This is a genomic window from Rhizobium leguminosarum bv. trifolii WSM2297 (assembly GCF_000271845.1).
The window spans coordinates 579026-597827 of the sequence record NZ_JH719392.1; the positions used below are offsets into that span (position 1 = coordinate 579026).

The 18802-nt window shown below is 62.0% G+C and carries 13 protein-coding genes and 1 pseudogene; 4 read left to right on the forward strand and 10 right to left on the reverse strand.

What is annotated here, in order from left to right; all coding sequences use genetic code 11:
• Positions 1-27: 27 nt before the first annotated feature.
• The 3 genes from RLEG4DRAFT_RS02620 to RLEG4DRAFT_RS02630 all read right to left on the reverse strand — a co-directional run bounded on the left by RLEG4DRAFT_RS02620 (position 28) and on the right by RLEG4DRAFT_RS02630 (position 4503).
• Entirely contained in the window at positions 28-348 is a 321-nt protein-coding gene (locus tag RLEG4DRAFT_RS02620; protein WP_003575216.1) for a hypothetical protein, read from the reverse strand.
• A 113-nt stretch (positions 349-461) separates the two neighbouring features.
• Entirely contained in the window at positions 462-2360 is a 1899-nt protein-coding gene (locus RLEG4DRAFT_RS02625; protein ID WP_003575217.1) for an ABC transporter ATP-binding protein, read from the reverse strand.
• A 181-nt stretch (positions 2361-2541) separates the two neighbouring features.
• Entirely contained in the window at positions 2542-4503 is a 1962-nt protein-coding gene (locus RLEG4DRAFT_RS02630) for an ABC transporter ATP-binding protein (RefSeq protein WP_171898169.1), read from the reverse strand.
• A 145-nt stretch (positions 4504-4648) separates the two neighbouring features.
• On the opposite strand from RLEG4DRAFT_RS02630, the gene RLEG4DRAFT_RS02635 reads away from it, so the two are divergent.
• The 3 genes from RLEG4DRAFT_RS02635 to RLEG4DRAFT_RS02645 all read left to right on the forward strand — a co-directional run bounded on the left by RLEG4DRAFT_RS02635 (position 4649) and on the right by RLEG4DRAFT_RS02645 (position 8990).
• Positions 4649-5266 (forward strand): flavodoxin family protein, encoded by a 618-nt coding sequence (locus RLEG4DRAFT_RS02635; protein WP_003575219.1) that lies wholly within the window; start codon positions 4649-4651, stop codon positions 5264-5266.
• A 319-nt stretch (positions 5267-5585) separates the two neighbouring features.
• On the forward strand, positions 5586-6992 hold the full coding sequence (locus RLEG4DRAFT_RS02640; RefSeq protein WP_003575220.1) for an FAD/NAD(P)-binding protein: 1407 nt from the start codon (positions 5586-5588) through the stop codon (positions 6990-6992).
• A 69-nt stretch (positions 6993-7061) separates the two neighbouring features.
• On the forward strand, positions 7062-8990 hold the full coding sequence (locus RLEG4DRAFT_RS02645) for a hybrid sensor histidine kinase/response regulator (protein WP_003575221.1): 1929 nt from the start codon (positions 7062-7064) through the stop codon (positions 8988-8990).
• Positions 8991-9007: 17 nt separating this feature from the next.
• Here RLEG4DRAFT_RS02645 and RLEG4DRAFT_RS02650 read toward each other — a convergent pair.
• From RLEG4DRAFT_RS02650 to cyoA, 6 genes and pseudogenes are all read right to left on the reverse strand, one after another.
• Positions 9008-10197: pseudogene (locus tag RLEG4DRAFT_RS02650) on the reverse strand (acyltransferase family protein).
• Positions 10198-10305: 108 nt separating this feature from the next.
• Positions 10306-11064, reverse strand: coding sequence for an SURF1 family protein (locus RLEG4DRAFT_RS02655; RefSeq protein WP_003575223.1), 759 nt, complete (start codon positions 11062-11064; stop codon positions 10306-10308).
• A 46-nt stretch (positions 11065-11110) separates the two neighbouring features.
• The gene (gene cyoD, locus RLEG4DRAFT_RS02660) at positions 11111-11512 is read right to left on the reverse strand and encodes a cytochrome o ubiquinol oxidase subunit IV (RefSeq protein WP_003575224.1); all 402 of its coding nucleotides are present in this window, start codon (positions 11510-11512) and stop codon (positions 11111-11113) included.
• On the reverse strand, positions 11509-12129 hold the full coding sequence (cyoC, locus tag RLEG4DRAFT_RS02665; protein ID WP_003575226.1) for a cytochrome o ubiquinol oxidase subunit III: 621 nt from the start codon (positions 12127-12129) through the stop codon (positions 11509-11511). The genes cyoD and cyoC overlap by 4 nt, the downstream gene beginning before the upstream one ends.
• A gap of 5 nt (positions 12130-12134) precedes the next feature.
• Positions 12135-14138: a cytochrome o ubiquinol oxidase subunit I gene (gene cyoB, locus RLEG4DRAFT_RS02670; protein WP_003575228.1), complete on the reverse strand. Its 2004-nt coding sequence runs from the start codon at positions 14136-14138 to the stop codon at positions 12135-12137.
• Positions 14139-14180: 42 nt separating this feature from the next.
• Positions 14181-15338, reverse strand: coding sequence for a ubiquinol oxidase subunit II (gene cyoA / locus RLEG4DRAFT_RS02675; protein WP_037093097.1), 1158 nt, complete (start codon positions 15336-15338; stop codon positions 14181-14183).
• 380 nt (positions 15339-15718) lie between these two features.
• Between cyoA and RLEG4DRAFT_RS02680 the strand changes: the two genes are divergently transcribed.
• Positions 15719-17050: an MFS transporter gene (locus RLEG4DRAFT_RS02680; protein WP_003575233.1), complete on the forward strand. Its 1332-nt coding sequence runs from the start codon at positions 15719-15721 to the stop codon at positions 17048-17050.
• Between the two features lie 177 nt (positions 17051-17227).
• On the opposite strand, the gene RLEG4DRAFT_RS02685 is transcribed toward RLEG4DRAFT_RS02680, so the two are convergent.
• Positions 17228-18802: calcium-binding protein (locus RLEG4DRAFT_RS02685; RefSeq protein ID WP_003575235.1), on the reverse strand; the 1575-nt coding region annotated here is incomplete at its 5' end.

The following is an 18802-nucleotide window of genomic DNA, read 5'->3' on the forward strand; positions in this document are numbered from 1 at the left end:
ATCACCACCGCTGCAAAAATTGCGAGATTATTCGCAGACGCGGACGGTTTCGGCGTGGTAGCCGCCATCGTAGCGGTTGCGCACGTCACGGTCCTCATACCAGCATCTCGGCTGGGGTTCGACATAGCGGGGGCTCTCTACGTAACGAGGCCCCTCGTCGACGTAGCGAGGGCCGCCGCCATTGACGAGTGCGCCGCCGATCAGGCCGCCGACGACACCTGCGGCAACGCCGCCGGCGATGATGCGGCCGGTATGGTTGTGATGATGGTGATCGCTTGCGGCAGCAGGCTGAATGGCCGATCCAACAAGGGCCGTGGCGATCAACAGGCTGCTAATGACTCTCTTCATGATCTTCTCCTGAAATGGCACTCGCCCCGGATAAAAGATAAATGCGGCAGCAAGTCGTTAGTTCGTTCAAACTTTGCGACATGCATTAATGCATGTCATCGCTGAAGGCCATATCAGGTTGCAGATTCCGCAGCCGTCGTTTCTTCCAGCACGTCTTCGGGAATATCGTCGAAGGAGGCGTAATTCAAGTTATAGAGCTTGGAATAAAGCTTGCCGTTCTTCATCAGCTGCCGATGGTTGCCACTCTCGATGATTTCGCCATTCTGCAGCACGATGATGCGATCTGCCTCGCGGATCGTCGCCAGGCGGTGGGCGATGACGAGGCCGGTGCGGTTTTCGAGCAGCTTCACCAGCGCCTTCTGGATCAGCATCTCGGTATAGCTGTCGATATTGGCCGTCGCCTCGTCGAGCACCAGGATCTTCGCATCCGCCACAAGCGCGCGGGCAAAGCTCAAAAGCTGGCGCTGACCGAGCGAAAGATTGCCGCCGCGCTCGCCGAGAACGCTGTCATAGCCGTCGGGCAGGCGCATGACAAAGTCGTGGGCGCCGACGGCCTTGGCCGCCTCGATCACCTGTTCGCGCGTCGCTTCCAGCTTGTGATAGCGGATGTTTTCGAAGACGGTGCCGGTGAAGAGGAACGGTTCCTGCAGCACCATAGCGATCTCAGCCCCCAGCGAATCCTGCGTCAGCTCGCGCACATCGTCGCCGCCGACCAGCACCTGGCCCTGCTGCACGTCATAGAAGCGGTGGATCAGCGACATGCAGCTCGATTTGCCGGAGCCCGTCGGCCCGACGAGCGCCACCGTCTCGCCCGGATTGACCTTGAAGCTCACATGTTTCAGCACCGGATGTCTCGGATTGTAACCGAAGACGACATCCTTGAATTCGACCGAGCCGTCCATGTCGCGCGACAGGGCTTTGGCATTGGGCGCGTCTTTGATGTCAACCGGCACGTCAAGCACTTCGGTCAGCCGCTGGCCCGACGCCATGGCGCGCTGCATCACTGAATATTGCAGCGTCAGCGAACGGATCGGGTCGAAAAAGCGCTGAATGTAGAACAGGAAGGCGACGAGCACGCCGACATCGAGCGCCTGGTTGAGAACGCGGGCGCCGCCGACGACGATGACGAGCGCCATCGCCACGCCGGTCAGGCTGTCGACGATCGGCACCATCACCTGCGCATAACGGGCGGCCGTCAAATGCGTCTTGAGGTTGGCTCGCGCCTTGTCGTCATAGAGCGTGAAATTGACGCCCTGGCGGTCCATGCTCTGGACGGCGCGCACGCCGTGGATCGCTTCGGCAAGCGCGCCGTTGGCAACCGAATTGGTTTCGTGTGCGGCCATGAACGACTTGCGGGCGAGCGGCAGCCAGAACAGCCGGACGACGAAGAGAACCGGCAGCACCGCGAGTGTCAGCAGCCCAAGCTTGAAATCGAGATAGAGCATCACGAAAACGATGCCGAAGAGCAGCACGATGTCGCCGACCGACAGTACCGAGGTTTCGAGGAATTCCTGCATCGAGTTGACGTCGCCCTGCAGGCGCGACATCAGCCGGCCGACTTCGGTCTTGTCCATGAAGGAGAGTGAGACCCGCTGCAGATGCGAAAACATCGCCCTGCGGATATCGAAAAGCACGTCTTCCGCCACGCCGCCGACCAGCGTCTCCTGTGCGTAACTCGCTGCATAGTTGATAAGGATGGCTACGGCGAAGGCGGCAATAGCCCAGATCAGGGCCGACGGATTGCCGCCGGGCGACATGCCGTGGTCGATGGCATAACGGATGATCAGCGGGATCAGCAATTGCATCATCGTGAAGGTCAGGACGGCGACGACGGCCCAGGCGACCTGGCGGCGATAGGGATGAACGAATGACCAGATGCGCTTGACGATATCGCCGTCGAAGGCCTTGCCGAACATCTCCTCCTCGACGCGATGCGAACCGACCACCGCCCGCGGCGGGCGGCGCCCATCCTCGCGAACGTCGGGACGTTCGGTTTCCAGTTCCTCGGCCATGCATTCCTCCCGCGGCCATCCCGTGAGGTGGCTCGCATGTTCATTTGCTTGTCCTCTTCTCCCCAGCGGGAAGAAGGTGCCTGAAGGGCGGATGAGGGGGCCGCACGGCACTGTCGCGGTCGCGCCCTCTCATCGCCTCGCTTGCTCGGCACTTCCCCCGCTGGGAGAAGTGGGAATCTCGCTAGGCGCTCAATACCTCATCGCCCGGCCGCACCTGCAGCTCGTAGAGCGCCTTGTAGCGTCCGCCGAGCGCCAGCAGCGCCGCATGCGTTCCGCGTTCGACGATCCGGCCGTCTTCGACGAACAGGATCTGGTCGGCATGCATCAGCGAGCTCAGCCGATGGGCGACGATGATGGTTACGCGGTCGGCGGCATAGCGGCGCATGGCGCTGCGGATGCGTTGCTCGGTGGCCGCGTCGATCGCCGCCGTCGAATCGTCGAACACCATCACTGCCGGCTTCAGCATCAGCGCCCGAGCAATCGAAAGGCGCTGCCGCTGGCCACCGGACAGCGAAACGCCGCGTTCGCCGACGACCGTGTCGTAGCCTGTGGGCAGGCCGAGCACGTAATTGTGCAGCTGGGCGCTTTCACTGGCGCGTTCGATTCGGCCTTCCTTCGCCCAGGGGTCGCCATAGGCGATGTTGTTTTCGATCGTCGTGGTGAACAGGAAGGAATCCTGCTGCACGACGGCAACCGCCCGGCGCAGCGATTGCAGCGTCGCCTTGCGGATGTCCTGGCCGTCGATCGTCACCTTGCCGCCGCTGACGTCGTAGAAGCGGGGAATGAGGTGGGCGATGGTCGACTTGCCGCTGCCCGGAGGCCCGACGATGCCGATCGTCTGGCCGCGCCTGGCTTCGAAGGAGACATCGTGGAGCACGGTGCGCTTTTCAGAACCGGGATAGGCGAAGCTGACATTTTCGAAGCGCAGCACGCCGTCGGTGATGTTCAGGTCGCGTGCATCCGGCGCATCCTTGATCGATATATCGAGGTCGAGCAGGTTGAAGAGGCGCGAACCGCAGGTGGAAGCGCGGGCAAAGGCATTGACCATCAGGCCGAGCTGGCGCACCGGCATCTGCAAAATGGTCATGAAGGTCAGGAAGGAGGCGAGCGTGCCGACGGTAATCTCGCCCGACATCACCTTGCCGCCGCCGACGAAGAGCACCAGGCCCATGGCCGCGAAGAAGGAGAAGGTCATGGCACTGGTGTTGGTGACGCGGATGCCGACGCGCTGATGGGCGAGCGCCAGCGCATTCTTCGAGGCCGCCTCGAATTTCGACAGCTCGTGGTCCTGTGCGGCAAAGGCGCGCACGACGCGGATGCCGCCGAGATTCTCCTCCATGATGCGGGTCAGAACCGAAAGCCGCTCTTGCAGGTCGAGCCAGGTGGCGCGCAGCCTGAGCTGGGTCACAGAGGAGCGCCAGCCGACGAAGGGCACGAAGGAGAGTGCCAGCAGGCCGAGCACGATATCGGTCGACAGCAGCATATAGGCGCCGATGCCGATCAGGATCGACAGCAGGATCATCCGGACGAGCGCCGTGGAAAAATACATGCGCACGCCTTCGAGATCGAGCAGGCCGATGGTGATCAGGTCGCCGGAATGCACCGTGTCGTGGAAGCTGAAGGAGAGCCGCTGGATCTTCTCGTAGCAGGCCAGCCGCAATTCGTAGCCGATGTGATGGCCGACGGCTTCGCTGTAATAGTTCTGCACCATGGTGAAGAGGCCGCGCAGCACGCTGGCGCCGAGCAAGAGCAGCGCCGTGGTCAGCAGCGCGTCCTGCGCCGCCTGGCCGGCCGCGCCGCCGCTCATCGCCATCTGCGTGTGGTCGACCGCCTGGCCGAGAAGGCGGGGGATCATCAGCTGGAAGGTGGAGGCAACAAGCGTGGCGCCGATTGCAAAGCCCGATTGCCAGGGGTGGCGGAAGGCCATCATGGTGATGCGCACCAAGGTGTAGAGGCCTCGGCCCCAGCCTGCCGCAGTTGCAAGCGCCATCGAAGCCGAAGGCTTCGTCGCGCGTATTAACGCATCGCTGCTCACGGTATTTTTTCCAATAGATGTGTGATCGGACGCTGGCCCGAAAAGACGGCAAATCCATGAAGGGATTGATAGCACCGTCACTTTTGCCGATTCCGCCCGGGGGTTCAAGTAAACAATTCACCAACTGGTTATTTTTACGTGAGGTCTGCTCGCATCCCAGAGGGAACAATCGGCGCGCGGGTTGGTTGCAGCAGGCAAAGCCCGTCCAGCCCCGTCAGGCAACCCTGGCGTACAATCCTTGCCGGAGAGATCCATGCCGCTCAAAGCCCTCGCGCTCAACGCTACACTGAAGACCAGCGATGCCAAGGAGCCGTCTTCGACCGACCGGATGATCGGTCTTATCGATAAGGCGCTGTCGGCCTATGACGTCAAGACCGAGGTCCTCCGGCTTGCTGACTTCAACGTCAAGCCGGGCGTCACATCGGACGAAGGCGAAGGCGATGACTGGCCTGATATTCGCGCCAAGCTGCTCGCCGCCGATATCCTGATCATGGCGACGCCGATCTGGCTCGGCCAGCCCTCCAGCGTCTGCAAGCGGGCGCTGGAGCGCATGGATGCCTTCCTCGATGAGACGGACGATCAGGGCCGCATGGTCTCCTACGGCAGGGTCGCGGCCGTCGCCGTCGTCGGCAACGAGGACGGCGCCCATCATGTGTCGGCCGAGCTTTACCAGGCGCTGAACGACGTCGGCTTCACCATTCCGGCGAACGCGGTCGCCTATTGGGTCGGCGAGGCGATGGGTTCCACCAATTTCGCCGATCTCGACAAGGTGCCGAAGGTCGTGACCAAAGCTGTCGACATGCTGGCCCGCAACACGGCGCATCTGGCGGGCCTGCTGAAGGCTAAGCAATATCCGGGTGAGGGCGGCTGACCACGGCTATTTGGTACCGAGCGAGCAGCGCAAGCTGTCGCTTGCGGTGAAAAATTTGTTTTACTCCAAGTGTTTACGCTGCGGCTGCAATAAACCCCTTGCCACCTGCGGTTTTTGGCGCTTTCATACACGACTAGTTTGATAGACTATGGACGAGCGCGATCGCTCCCCTAGTTGCTTTGCGGGGCCGCTCGTCCGGCCCCCGATCCTGCGGCAGACGTTTGTGAACAGCCGCACGAACCTCATCAACGCATGCCCCGCCGTTTATGCGTTGAACCTATCTGCACAATGGTGCGGCCAAAGCCGCAGAGGAGTTGCGATGACGGTTCAGGGACTTTTTTCCGCCAGAGCCAATGCGGCGGCGCAGATATCGGCCGTGCCGCGCATTGCGATCGTCGGCCGCGGCTTTTCCGGCATGATGACGGCCATTGCGCTGATGAAGACGCTGCGCGCACCGTTCCACCTGCAGCTGTTCGATCCGAATTCGTCGGTCAGCGGCGGGCAAGCGCTGGCCTCGGCTCGCGCCTCGACGATCCTCAACACTCGCGTTCGCGATCTCTCGGTCGCCGTCGGCGACAATGATGATTTCAACGACTGGCTCTGCAGCAATACCGCCTTCCGCGCCGCCGTGCCGGCCGCCATCCCGGGTTTCCGGCAGATCTTCGTGCCGAAGGATATCTTCAGCGATTATGTCTACCAGCGCTTTTCCGAAGCGCTTGCCGCCCGCCGTGATATCACCGTCCAGGTCTGCAACGATCCGGTGGTGGCGATCCGCAGGAGCCACGGCAACCGCTTCCTGCTCGAAAGCGCCAATCCCGCCAACCCGCTGTTCGATACGGTGATGCTCGCCACCGGTTACGGCCTCAGCGATCCGGATGCCGGTGAGCGGGAGGCTTCGCCGGTCAGAGCCCAGCGCCTCGTGGCAAGGCCGCATGCGGTGCTGCTCGGCAGCGGCATCCGCGTCGTCGACCAGTTGCTGCAGCTGCGCGATTCCGGTTATGCCGGCCAAGTGACGATCATTTCCCGGCGTGGCTTCCTGCCCCAGAGCCATACGCCGAATTCGGCCGATCCGGTATTTCCGGCCGAAGCGCTACCCGAGAGCCTGCCCGACATCGTCCGCTTCATCCGCCAGGCCTGTCGAGAGGCGGAGGAAGAGGGCCGAAGCTGGCAATCGGTCATGAATGGCCTGAGGAAACATGCCCGCTCACTCTGGCGCTCGCTGCCGGCGCGCGACAAACACCAGTTCAACCGGCATCTGAGGGCAATCTATGACAGCCATCGCAACCGTTTGCCCGAGGCGATGCATCTGCGGCTGAAACGAGAGCTTGCCGAGGGCCGCACGGTGCTGCGCCGCGGGCGTGCCGGCCGCCAGGGCCTGAGCGGCCTGTTTTTCACGCCGGCCGGCTCCTCCACCGAGGAAATCATCCATGCCGAGCGTATCATCGATTGCCGTTGTCAGGCGCCGGATCTTTCGGCGCCGCTAATCCAGAGCCTGTTTTCAGCCGGCCTTGCCATGCCGGATGAACTCTCCCTCGGGCTGGCGGTCAATGCGCGCGGCGAGCCTTTCCTCGAGGACGGATCGGCGGTCGCGGGGCTTTTTGCCATCGGCCCGCTCGGCCTCGGCAGCCTGCCCGATATCGATCTGGTGCCGGAAATCGTCTCGCAGGCCTATGCTGCTGCCGAGCGGGTCGGCGAGCGGTTCTATCCGCAGGTCAAGGCCGTCTGAAAAATAAGGTTGGTTCGGAACCTTCCGCCCGCCGCCGCGTTATAATGCGCTGGTGACTCCGAGGGGCTGATGGAAGCATTGAATAGACATGACACGTCCCTTAACGAAGAGGGACGCTTTCGCCTACTGGTCGATGCCATCACCGACTACGCCATCTATATGCTCAGCCCCGAGGGCATCGTCACGAGCTGGAATACCGGCGCTCAGCGCTTCAAAGGTTACAAGCCTTCCGAGATACTCGGCGAGCATTTTTCCCGTTTCTATCTGGAAGAGGACCGCGCCGCGGGAATTCCGGAGCGCGCGCTCACCACGGCGAGAGAGCAGGGCCGGTTCGAAGGCGAGGGCTGGCGCCAGCGCAAGGACGGTAGCCGCTTCTGGGCCCATGTGATCATCGATCCGATCCGCCATCCCTCGGGTGAACTCATCGGTTTTGCCAAGATTACCCGCGACCTGACCGAACGCAGGGCAGCCGAAAACGCGATCCGCCAGAGCGAGGAACAGTTCCGCCGGCTCGTCCAGGGCGTCTCGGATTATGCGATTTATATGCTCGATCCCGATGGCAATGTCAGCAGCTGGAATTTCGGGGCCGAGCGTATCAAGGGTTATCGACCGAAGGAAATTATCGGCCGGCATTTCTCGACCTTCTATACACCTGAGGACCGCGAGGCCGGCGTGCCGCAGACCGCGCTCAGCGTCGCCCGCGCCGAAGGCCGGTTCGAGAGGGAAGGCTGGCGCGTGCGCAAGGACGGCACTCGGTTCTGGGCCAGCGTCGTCATCGACGTCATTCGCGGCGATGACGGCGAAGTGCTCGGATTTGCCAAGATCACCCGCGACATCACCGAAAAGATGGAGACCCAGCGGGCATTGGAGCAGGCGCGCGAAGAGCTCTTCCAGTCGCAAAAGATGGAGGCGATCGGCCAATTGACCGGCGGTATCGCCCATGATTTCAACAATCTGCTGATGGCCGTGCTCGGCAGTCTCGAAATCCTGAAGAAACGCATGCCGCAGAATCTGTCGCTGACTTCGCTGGTCGACAATGCCATGCAGGGCGCCCAGCGCGGCGCGGCGTTGACGCAGCGGATGCTGGCCTTTTCCCGCCGGCAGGAACTGCATATGGAGCCGATCGACGTCTCCGGCCTGGTGCGCGGCATGATGGATATGCTGAGCCGTTCGCTCGGCCCCCTTACCAGGATCGAGACCTCTTTCCCCATCAGGCTGCCGACGATCCTTACCGATCCGAACCAGCTGGAGATGGCGATCCTGAATCTCGTCGTCAACGCCCGTGACGCCATGCCATCCGGCGGCCGGATCGCGCTTCGCGCCTCCGAGGAATCAGTGCCGTCAGGCAAGGGTCCGCTACCGCCTGGCCGCTATGTCCGTATCGCGGTGATCGATGAAGGCGAGGGCATGGATGCAAAGACGGTGGAGCAGGCAGTTACGCCGTTCTTCACCACCAAGGGTGTCGGCAAGGGCACCGGTCTCGGCCTTTCCATGGTGCAGGGTCTTGCCTCCCAGTCCGGCGGCCGCCTGATGCTGAAGAGCCGCATCGGCGAAGGCACGACGGCTGAATTGTGGTTCCCGGTCGTCACGGTCGAGCAGGTAGCCGAGGTCACAGCCGACCCGCCGCAACGCGCGGAAAACACGCCGCGCGGGCTGCGCATCGTCGCAGTCGATGACGATGGTCTGGTGCTGATGAATACGACGCTGATGCTGGAGGATCTCGGTCACACCGTGTTCGAGGCGATGGCAGGTCCCGAGGCGCTGGAGATCCTGCGCAAGCAGCCGGTCGATCTGGTTATTTGCGATCATGCCATGCCGCGCATGACGGGTGCCGAGCTCGCCGAGGTGATCCGCGAGGAATGGCCCGAGATGCCGATCATTCTCGCAACCGGTTACGCCGAGCTCCCCGACGGAACCCGCGTCGCCAATCTGCCCCGCCTCGGCAAGCCCTTCTCGCAGGCGCAGCTTGCCGATGCGATCAGTCGGGTGGCTTCCTAGAGGGCGCGGCGCGGCTGCTATGCGTGACGCTTTTCGTCGCCACTATCCTGGACGATGTCGCGGGCGGGTCCCTCGGGGAGTTCGGGCGGCGTTGAGACTTGCCGTTCCCCCGCCGTGGCGGACGATGCGCCGCTCAGCAGGCGCTTTTCCGTTTCTTGCAGGTCAAGGATCGCCCGTTCCATCCACTCAGCTGGAGTTTCGCGTGCGGTGACGCGCCACCGATGCTGCCACAAGGTAACGAGCAGGCGTCGGCTCGGAACTTCTATCGTCTCATGAAGGAACCATGCTCCCCCCACGGCAACGACAAGCGCGACCGCGATCAGCGCCGGCTCCGGCATCAGAATTTCAAAACTCCGATGCACCAGGAACATTATGGGCACGTGGAAAAGATAGAGCGAGAAGCTGATCGTCCCTAGGAACCTCACAGGTGCAGCTGCCAGCACATTGGCTGCGATGGGAGGCTGTCGAGCGACGAGCGCGACAATGACGGCTGCGGCGACGGCGCTTTGCAGGCTCCAGAATTCAGGAGAAAAGCCAGGCACGAGATTCCTGTAGGTGAAGAACACCGCGAGTAGGAAGAGCGTGAATATTCCGGTGAGAGGGGATGGCGTCCATTTATTCCAGTAGGAATGCATCTTGCCGGCAAGTGCGCCGAAAAGAAAATAGGGGAGTTTGGAAACGAGCAGGATCCCTGGCCCTGGCAATTCAAGCAGACCATCCACGACGACGACCATTGCGAAGCCGACGATCACTCCGCCATAGCGGTGCGGGCGGGCGAAGCAAAGCCATAGGATCGGGAAGAGCAGATAGAATTGAATTTCGGGTGGAATTGACAGCCACTCGAGCCCAGAAGAAAGACATGACGGACAAAGTCGGTGCCGCCGATGATGGGCTGAACGAAGTCCAGGTTTTGGATGCTGGACAGCATCGCCACGAGCAGAACGGCAGCCAGATAAACCGGATAGATGCGGGCAAAGCGGCTCACCAGAAAATCCAGGACGGTTTCCCTGGTCACCGGCCGTGAACCGTAGAGATGGGCCATCAGAAAGCCGCTGAGGGCAAAAAACAAGCCGACCGCTTCGCTGCCCATGGTCGTTAAATGCGCGGATGCAGCTGGAAAGATAAGTCCGACATGCGCCTGCACGACCAGCAGCGCGGCGATACCGCGCAAGCCATCGAGACTGGGAATGTAATCCGGCCGGTTCATGTGCAGCTTTTGTAAATTCTGTTCCGGTCAGAATTATCGGACATCGCTTTACACGATGTTAATCCGGTTGCGCTGAAGCCATCAGACGCAACCGATTGCCGCACCGGATTACATCAGGCGGCCTCTTCCGATCTCGCCGCGGAGGATGAAGAGCAGCAAGGCGATCGCCATCGCCGCCAGCCCGTACCAGGTGATCGCATAGACGAGATGGTTGTTGGGGAAATGGATGATCGTCAGGCCGCCGACAGGCAGGCCGCCCGGATTGGCAGCAGCGTCGGCATCGATGAAATAGGGCGCGATCGCTCCGGCAACGCGCTTTTGCGCAATCGCCGCAACATCGCGCGAATACCAGCGGTCGGCGGCGGCGTCGTTGGATTGCAGCAGCGATCCCTTCGGCTCGGTCATCCGCATCAGGCCGGTGATCTCGACCGGGCCTGACAATTCGCCCTCGCGGCGCGTGGCCGGATCACGTCGGTCGATCGGCACGAAGCCGCGATTGACGAGAATGGCGGTGCCGTCGGCCAGGCTGAGCGGCGTCATCACCCAATAACCCGGGCCGAGCACCGTAGAGGCATAGACCAGCGTTTCCTTGTCGTTAGCCAGCGTCCCGGTCGCACTCACCCGCCGATACTCGTCGTCGGCGGCATTGACCTTGCCCCAATCGGCCTGCGCCGGTGCCGGAACCGGTGCTGCGTGCACACGCTCGTCGACGCGGGCGATGAGCTCGCGCTTCCAGGCGAGCCGCTGCACCTGCCAGGTGCCGAGCGCTGAGAGGGCTGCGGCAAGCAGCGCCAGGCAGACGCAGAAGATCGCGCGTTTTGTCTGAAAAGGCCGTCTTTCCGATTTGTCCAAGGGAGCCACGCTCATTGGCTGAACCGATGCCGGCGGCGCTGCCCCCGGCACTTCGTGACCGTCACGGCATGTTCTTCATCATCTCGGGGCTCATCGGCATCATGTTGGTGTTGAGATGATGCATGACCCAGAGAGAACCGGAGAGCGCGATGGCGACGATGATAATGGTGAAGATCAGCGCCATCATCGTCCAGCCGCCCTCGCTGCGCGGGTTCATATGCAGGAAGAAGACCATATGGACGACGATCTGGATGGCGCCGATGCCCATCACCAGCACCGCCGTCACCGCCGGGCTGGCGAACACGCCGGACATGACGAGCCAAAAGGGAATGGCGGTCAAGACGACGGAGAGGGCGAAGCCCGTCATGTAACTGCGGAAGGTGCCGTGGCCGGCCTGATGGCCGTGACTGTGGCCGTGATGGGCCTCGTGGGCATCCTCATGTGCGGGTGCTTGCGAACTCATCCGAGAACTCCCAGGAGATAGACGAAGGAAAAGACGCCGATCCAGACGACGTCGAGGAAGTGCCAGAACATCGAAAGGCACATCAGGCGGCGGCGATTGGCTTCGACCAGCCCGTGTATCGACACCTGCACCATCAGCGTGATCAGCCAGATGATGCCGAAGGTAACGTGCAGCCCGTGCGTTCCGACCAGCGTGAAGAAGGAGGAGAGGAAGGCGCTGCGCGTCGGCCCGGCGCCCTCGTGGATCAGGTGGATGAACTCGTAGAGTTCGAGCCCGATGAAGGCTGCACCGAACAGGCCGGTGACGGCCAGCCAGAACAGCGTTTCCGCCTTGGCGTTGCGCTCCATCTGCAGCATGGCGAAGCCGTAGGTGATCGACGAGAGGAGCAGCATCGAGGTGTTGAGGGCAACGATCGGCAGATCGAAGAGATCGGCCGGCGACGGGCCGGCCGCATAGTTGCGCCCGAGCACGCCATGGGTGGCAAACAGCACCGCAAAGATCAGGCAGTCGCTCATCAGGTAGAGCCAGAAGCCGAGATTGGTGCTGTTCTCCGGATGATGGTCTTCCGTCAGGTAGAATTCAGGCTTTTCGGCCGTGTCGATGGTCTGATCGCTCATGGTCTCTACACCTGCTCGGCAAGCAGCGCGGTGCGCTTGCCTTCCGTTTCGGTCACCTCTTCGGCGGGGATGTGGAAGTCGCGTCGGTAGTTGAAGGTATGGCCGATCGCCACGGCGAGCATCGCGACGAAGGAGACGACGACCAGCCACCACATATACCAGATCAGGCCGAAGGCGAGAGCGACGCTGATCGCCGACAGGATGGCGCCGGTGCCGGTGTTCTTCGGCATATGGATCGGCCGGAAGCCTTCTAGCGGACGCGCATAACCCCGGTTCTTCATGTCGTACCAGCTGTCATGATCGTGGACGACGGGCGTGAAGGCGAAATTGTAATCCGGCGGCGGCGAGGCCGTCGACCATTCCAGGGTGCGGCCGTCCCAGGGATCGCCGCTGTCGTCGCGCAGTTCCTCGCGCTTCATGAAGCTGACGACGATCTGGATGAGGAAGGCGGCGATGCCGAGCGCGATCAGGCCGACGCCGAAGGCGGCGATGATAAACCAGATCTGCAGCGACGGATCCTCGAACTGGCTCATGCGGCGGGTGACCCCCATCAGGCCGAGCACATAGAGCGGCATGAAGGCGAACCAGAAGCCGATCTGCCAGAACCAGAAGCTCAGCTTGCCCCAGAAGGGATCGAGCTTGAAGCCGAAGGCCTTCGGGAACCAGTAGTTCACGCCGGCGAACATGCCGAAGAGAACGCCGCCGATGATGACGTTGTGGAAGTGGGCAATGAGGAACAGCGAATTGTGCAGCACGAAGTCGGCCGGCGGCACGGCGAGCATGACGCCGGTCATGCCGCCGATGACGAAGGTCACCATGAAACCGACCGTCCACAGCATCGGCACCTCATAGCGGATGCGGCCGCGATACATGGTGAACAGCCAGTTGAAGATCTTCGCCCCCGTCGGGATCGAGATGATCATCGTGGTGATGCCGAAGAAGGAGTTGACGGAAGCGCCCGAGCCCATGGTGAAGAAGTGGTGCAGCCAGACGATATAGGAGAGGATCATGATCACGCAGGTGGCGTAGACCATCGAGGCGTAGCCGAACAGGCGTTTTCCCGAGAAGGTGGCGACGACTTCCGAGAAGATGCCGAAGGCCGGCAGCACCAGGATGTAGACCTCCGGATGGCCCCAGATCCAGATGAGGTTGATGTACATCATCGGGTTGCCGCCGAGGTCGTTGGTGAAGAAGTTCGTTCCGGCATAGCGGTCGAGCGACAACAAGGCGAGCGTTGCCGTCAGGATCGGGAAGGAGGCGACGATCAGCACGTTGGTGCAGAGCGCGGTCCAGGTGAAGACCGGCATCTTCATGAAGGTCATGCCCGGGGCGCGCATCTTGACGATGGTGGCGATCAGGTTGATGCCGGAAAGCGTCGTTCCGACACCGGCCACCTGCAGGCCCCAGATATAATAGTCGACGCCGACGCCGGGACTGTAGGCGGCACCCGACAGCGGCGGATAGGCGAGCCAGCCGGTCTGGGCAAATTCGCCGACAAACAGCGACATCATGATGACGATCGCGCCGGCGGTGGTCATCCAGAAGGAGAAATTGTTGAGGAAGGGGAAGGAGACGTCGCGCGCGCCGATCTGCAGCGGCACGACGAAGTTCATCAGCCCGGTGACGAAAGGCATCGCCACGAAGAAGATCATGATGACGCCGTGGGCGGTGAAGATCTGGTCGTAATGGTGCGGCGGCAGGTAGCCTTCCGACCCGTTGAAGGCAATCGCCTGCTGGATGCGCATCAGGATGGCGTCGGAGAAACCGCGCAGCAGCATGATGACGGCGAGGATCACATACATGATGCCGATCTTCTTGTGATCGACGCTGCAGATCCAATCGTTCCAGAGCGGACCCCAGAACTTGAAATAGGTGATGAGGCCGAGCACCGCGATGGCGCCGATGACGACGCCGATGAAGGTCACGACCAGGATCGGCTCGTGATAGGGGATGGCATCGAGGGTCAACCGGCCGAAGACGAACTTCAGGAGGTCAGGATTGGAAAACATGGAACAACCCGTTCATTATGTCTTGCGACGCAAAGCGCCAGGTTAATTGTTGTTGTTGAGCTGCGCCGGCGCAGGATTGCTCATGCCCGGCATGGAATGGCCCTCGTGCTGCATGTCCATGCCGGGCATGTCGTGCTGCATTGTGTTGCCATCCGGAGTCTTCGGCGGCTCGATCTGCGCCGGCGAGCCTGTCGCAGGCACTGTGGCGGCAGGCTCCACGACGCCTTCGCCGGCATGCCGATGGTCATATTGCAGCTTTTCGCGGTTCTCCGCGCTTTCCTTGCCGCCGCCGCCCATCATGTCGATGTGCATCATCTCGTTCATGCACATCTTCCCAGGCGTGGCGCACATGTTGAGGATTGCGTCGTAGAGGTCGGTATCGGCGCCGGCGAAATAGCGCACCGGCTCCTTCTCGCTCGGCTTCTCGAGCTTCAGATAGGCGTCGCGGTTGAGCATGGTGCCCTGCTGCTTGACCCCTGCCACCCAGGCATCGAAGCCTTCGCGGGTGAGGCCGTGGAACTTGAAGCGCATGTGCGAAAAGCCGGCGCCGCTGTAATTGGCGGAGAAGCCCTCATATTCGCCCTCTTTGTTGATGACGGCGTGCAGCTTGGTCTCCATGCCGGGCATCGCATAGATCTGGCCGGCAAGGGCGGGGATGTAGAAGGAGTTCATCACCGAGGAAGCGGTGATCTTGAAATTGATCGGCATGTCCACAGGAGCCGCGAGTTCGTTGATGGTGGCGATTCCGAGTTCGGGATAGAAGAACAGCCACTTCCAGTCGAGCGCCACGACCTCGACGGTCAGCGGCTTGGTATCGGCCGGGATGGCGCGCTCTGCATCGAGGCGGTCGAGCGGGCGGTAGGGATCGAGCTTATGGGTGGAAATCCAGGTCACGGCGCCGAGCGCAATGATGATCGCCAGGGGTGCGGCCCAGATGACGATCTCGAGACGGGTCGAATGGTGCCATTCCGGGTCGTAGGCGGCAGCCGTGTTGGAGCGGCGGTAGCGCCAGGCAAAGAGCAGCGTCAGGAAGATCACCGGGATGATGATCAAAAGCATCAGCACCGTTGAGATGACGATGAGATCGCGCTGTTGCACGGCTATGTCGCCGGACGGCGCCATGACCACCATGTTGCATCCTGCCAGGAAAAGCAGCGGCAAGACGGATAGAAGGCGGGAAAACTTCGTGAGTTTTGGCACGTCTCTAAGCTCTTGTTGTTTCGTTTGTTCCGCGACTAAAGCACTGAACCAGATCGCGACATGAGGCCTTTGGTCGCAGTGCAGCAAACATGCCGCACTGCGGCGTAAATGCTGGTGCCCTATAGCGTTGAAATCCTGATGAAATCCAGAAGGATTTTTCGCCAGCGCGTGTTTTAGTCCAATATATCCGTAAGAATCGGCCAGGCCAGCATTTGCAGGGGAAAATCACTGTCCGGGATCCCGCATTTTTCCTCCTACACGCTCATTTGCGCCGCGATGATGAACTATTTCAGTCTTACGGACTTGATAAGCCTGCAGGTTTGATCAAGATCACGCTTGGGGCGCCTTTGCCGGAAGCGCCTTAACGAGGAGGCGTTTTTATGGCTACAACATCGCATTACGGACCGTCGTCGTCGTCGCTCGAACGCGACGCGCGGCGCATTCACGACGACAAACCGGTTTCTCCGGGCAGCATCGCCATCGGCGTGGTGATCGGTCGCATGTCGGAATTCTTCGATTTCTTCGTCTACGGCCTCGCCTCCGTCCTGGTTTTTCCACAGCTCGTCTTCCCCTTCGCGCCTGACAGGCTGACGGGCACGCTCTATTCCTTCGCCATCTTCTCGCTCGCCTTCCTCGCCCGCCCCGTCGGCTCCGTCGTCTTCATGACGATCGACCGGATGTACGGCCGCGGCACCAAGCTGACGATCGCGCTCTTCCTGCTCGGTGGCTCGACGGCCTCGATCGCCTTCCTGCCGGGTTACGAGGAGATCGGCGTCTGGTCGATCGCCTTGCTGGCGCTCTTCCGTCTCGGCCAGGGTTTTGCGCTAGGCGGTGCTTGGGACGGGCTCGCCTCGCTGCTGGCGTTGAATGCCCCGGCCAATCACCGCGGCTGGTATGCGATGATCCCGCAGCTCGGCGCGCCGATCGGCTTTGCGCTGGCAAGCACGCTGTTCGGTTATTTCGTAGCCAATCTTTCCAGTGAAGATTTCCTTTCCTGGGGCTGGCGTTATCCCTTCTTCGTCGCCTTCGCGATCAACGTGGTGGCGCTGTTTGCGCGTCTGCGGCTGGTGATGACCAAGGAATTCGGCACGCTGCTCGAACAGCACGAGCTGGAGGCAGCCCCGATCCTCGACGTGCTGCGCGTTCACGGCCGCGACATTTTGATCGGCGCTTTCGTGCCGCTCGCCAGTTTCGCCATGTTCCACCTCGTCACCATTTTCCCGCTCGGATGGATGAGCCTTTACGGCAACCAGCCGATCGGCGCCTTCATGGTGGTGCAGGTGGTCGGCGCCATGGTCGGCATCGTCACGATCGTCGCCTCGGGCCTGATCGCCGACCGCATCGGCCGTCGCGCCCAGCTTGCCATCTGCGCCGTCATCATCGCCATCTTCAGCTTCGTCGGCCCGATCCTGATCGCTTCCGGCAATAGCGGCCATGATGCTTTCGTCATCATCGGCTTCGGTGTGCTCGGCCTGTCCTTCGGCCAGGCGACCGGCTCGATCTCGTCGCGCTTCGGCCGCGGCTATCGCTACACCGGCGCCGCCTTCACCTCGGACCTCGCCTGGCTGATCGGCGCCGGCTTTGCGCCGCTGGTGGCGCTCAGCCTCTCCAGCCGCTTCGGCCTGACCTTTGTCGGCTACTACCTGCTCTCCGGCGCCATCTGCACCCTGGCAGCACTCGCCTTCAGCAAGGCGCTGGAACAGCGCGAATAGGCGGGATGAAGACAGGGCGCGCGCCCAGACGCGAACCCCTCATCCGCCTGCCGGCGCCAACCGGGGTGAAGGCACGGGTCTCGGTCCGTGCTTCGGACCGTAAACGGGGCCGAGGGATATGCCGCACCGTCCTAGCGCTGGTTTGCCCTTACATGCCGAACAAATTGCGGGCTGCTACTAAACTAACAAGAAGTCATTGGCAGCCAGATTGCTCTCGTTGACCCCGGCAAGACGCAGTGTGGTGTCGTCGTCGATCGTGAGAAGCCAGTCAGTGCCGGCGTCCTCTCCAGCCTCAAGGATGTCGGCGAAGCTTTCGAATGCGCTGTTGGCGATGCTTATCAAGTCCCCTGCGCCCGGACCCCCCTCGAAATCCTTGATCATGCTGTTCCCGGCCAGATTCGCGGCAAAGACGAAAGTATCGTTCCCCGACCCGCCGTCTAGCGTGTCGTTGCCGGCACCGCCGGTGATGGTGTCGTTGCCGTTGGAAGTGGTGATGGTGTCGTCGCCGCTGCTGCCGGTGAAGATCACGCTGCGGCCGAGAAGTTCGTCGGCCAGATCGACGCTTCCCGGTCCCGCCAGGGTCAGCGATACGGTGGCCGACTCCTGGCCCACATAGCTGACGATGGTGTCGAAGCTTTCGAACTGCGTCGCCGTCGCCTTGATGCTGGGATTGCCATAGGCGTTATAGGTCACCAGCCGTTCGACGTTGGAAATCGAGAGCGTCGAGATGTCGCCCGATTGCTGCGCCTGCAGGCTATCCAGTCCGTCGCCGCCATCGATGACGCCGCTGGCGGCGGTGGCCCCGAACAGGGCCATAAAATCGTTGCCGTCGCCGCCGCTGACCGAGATTGTGCCGCCTTCACCGATGAGCGCCCAGCTGCCGTCATTGCCAGCACCCAGGTCGATAACGTCGTTGCCGGGGCCGCCCCCTCCGAAGAAGGCGCCCGCCGCGCCGTCGATGAAGTCGTCGCCGTCGCCGCCCGACAGAACGTCGTTGCCGGCGCCGCCGGTGATGCCGTCATTGCCGGCGCCGCCGCTAATGGTATCGTTCCCCGACCCGCCGGTGATGCTGTCGTTGCCGGCGCCGCCAGTGATGGTGTCGTTGCCTACTCCGGTGGTAATGCTGTTGCCTGCCGTTGCGTCTGCAGTCACGACGGCGCTTCTCAACCCCAGTTCATCCGACAGGTCCAGCGATCCCCCACCCGATATCCGGATGTCTACCAGGCTGGCCGCGTGCGCCGGATCATCAAAGGTCGTGATGGTGTCAAAGCCATCAAGCTGCGCTACGGTGCCAAGCACAAACTCAGCGCTCGTCGTATAGATCTCAACGTTCGATATTGCGAGACCCGTCAGATTGCCGCCCGTCACGAAAAGCACGTCCCGGCCGCTGCCGCCGTCGACAGTGCCCGTCATGTTCGCTCCGGTCCACATCGCATCGTCGCCGGCCCCGCCGGACAACGATGCCGCGGCGCCGCCGAAGTCCGACATCGTATCGTCGCCGTCGCCGCCGTCGAGAACGTCATCACCGCTCTCGTCATAGAGAACGTCGTTACCGTCTCCACCGATCAGAACGTCACTGCCGCCGCTTCCAAACAGCGAGTCATTGCCGTCAGCTCCAACAAGCGTGTCGTTTCCCGACCCGCCGTCTAACGTGTCGTTGCCGGCGCCGCCAGTGATGGTGTCGTTGCCCACTCCGGTGGTAATGCTGTTGCCTGCCGTTGCGTCTGCAGTCACGACGGCGCTTCTCAACCC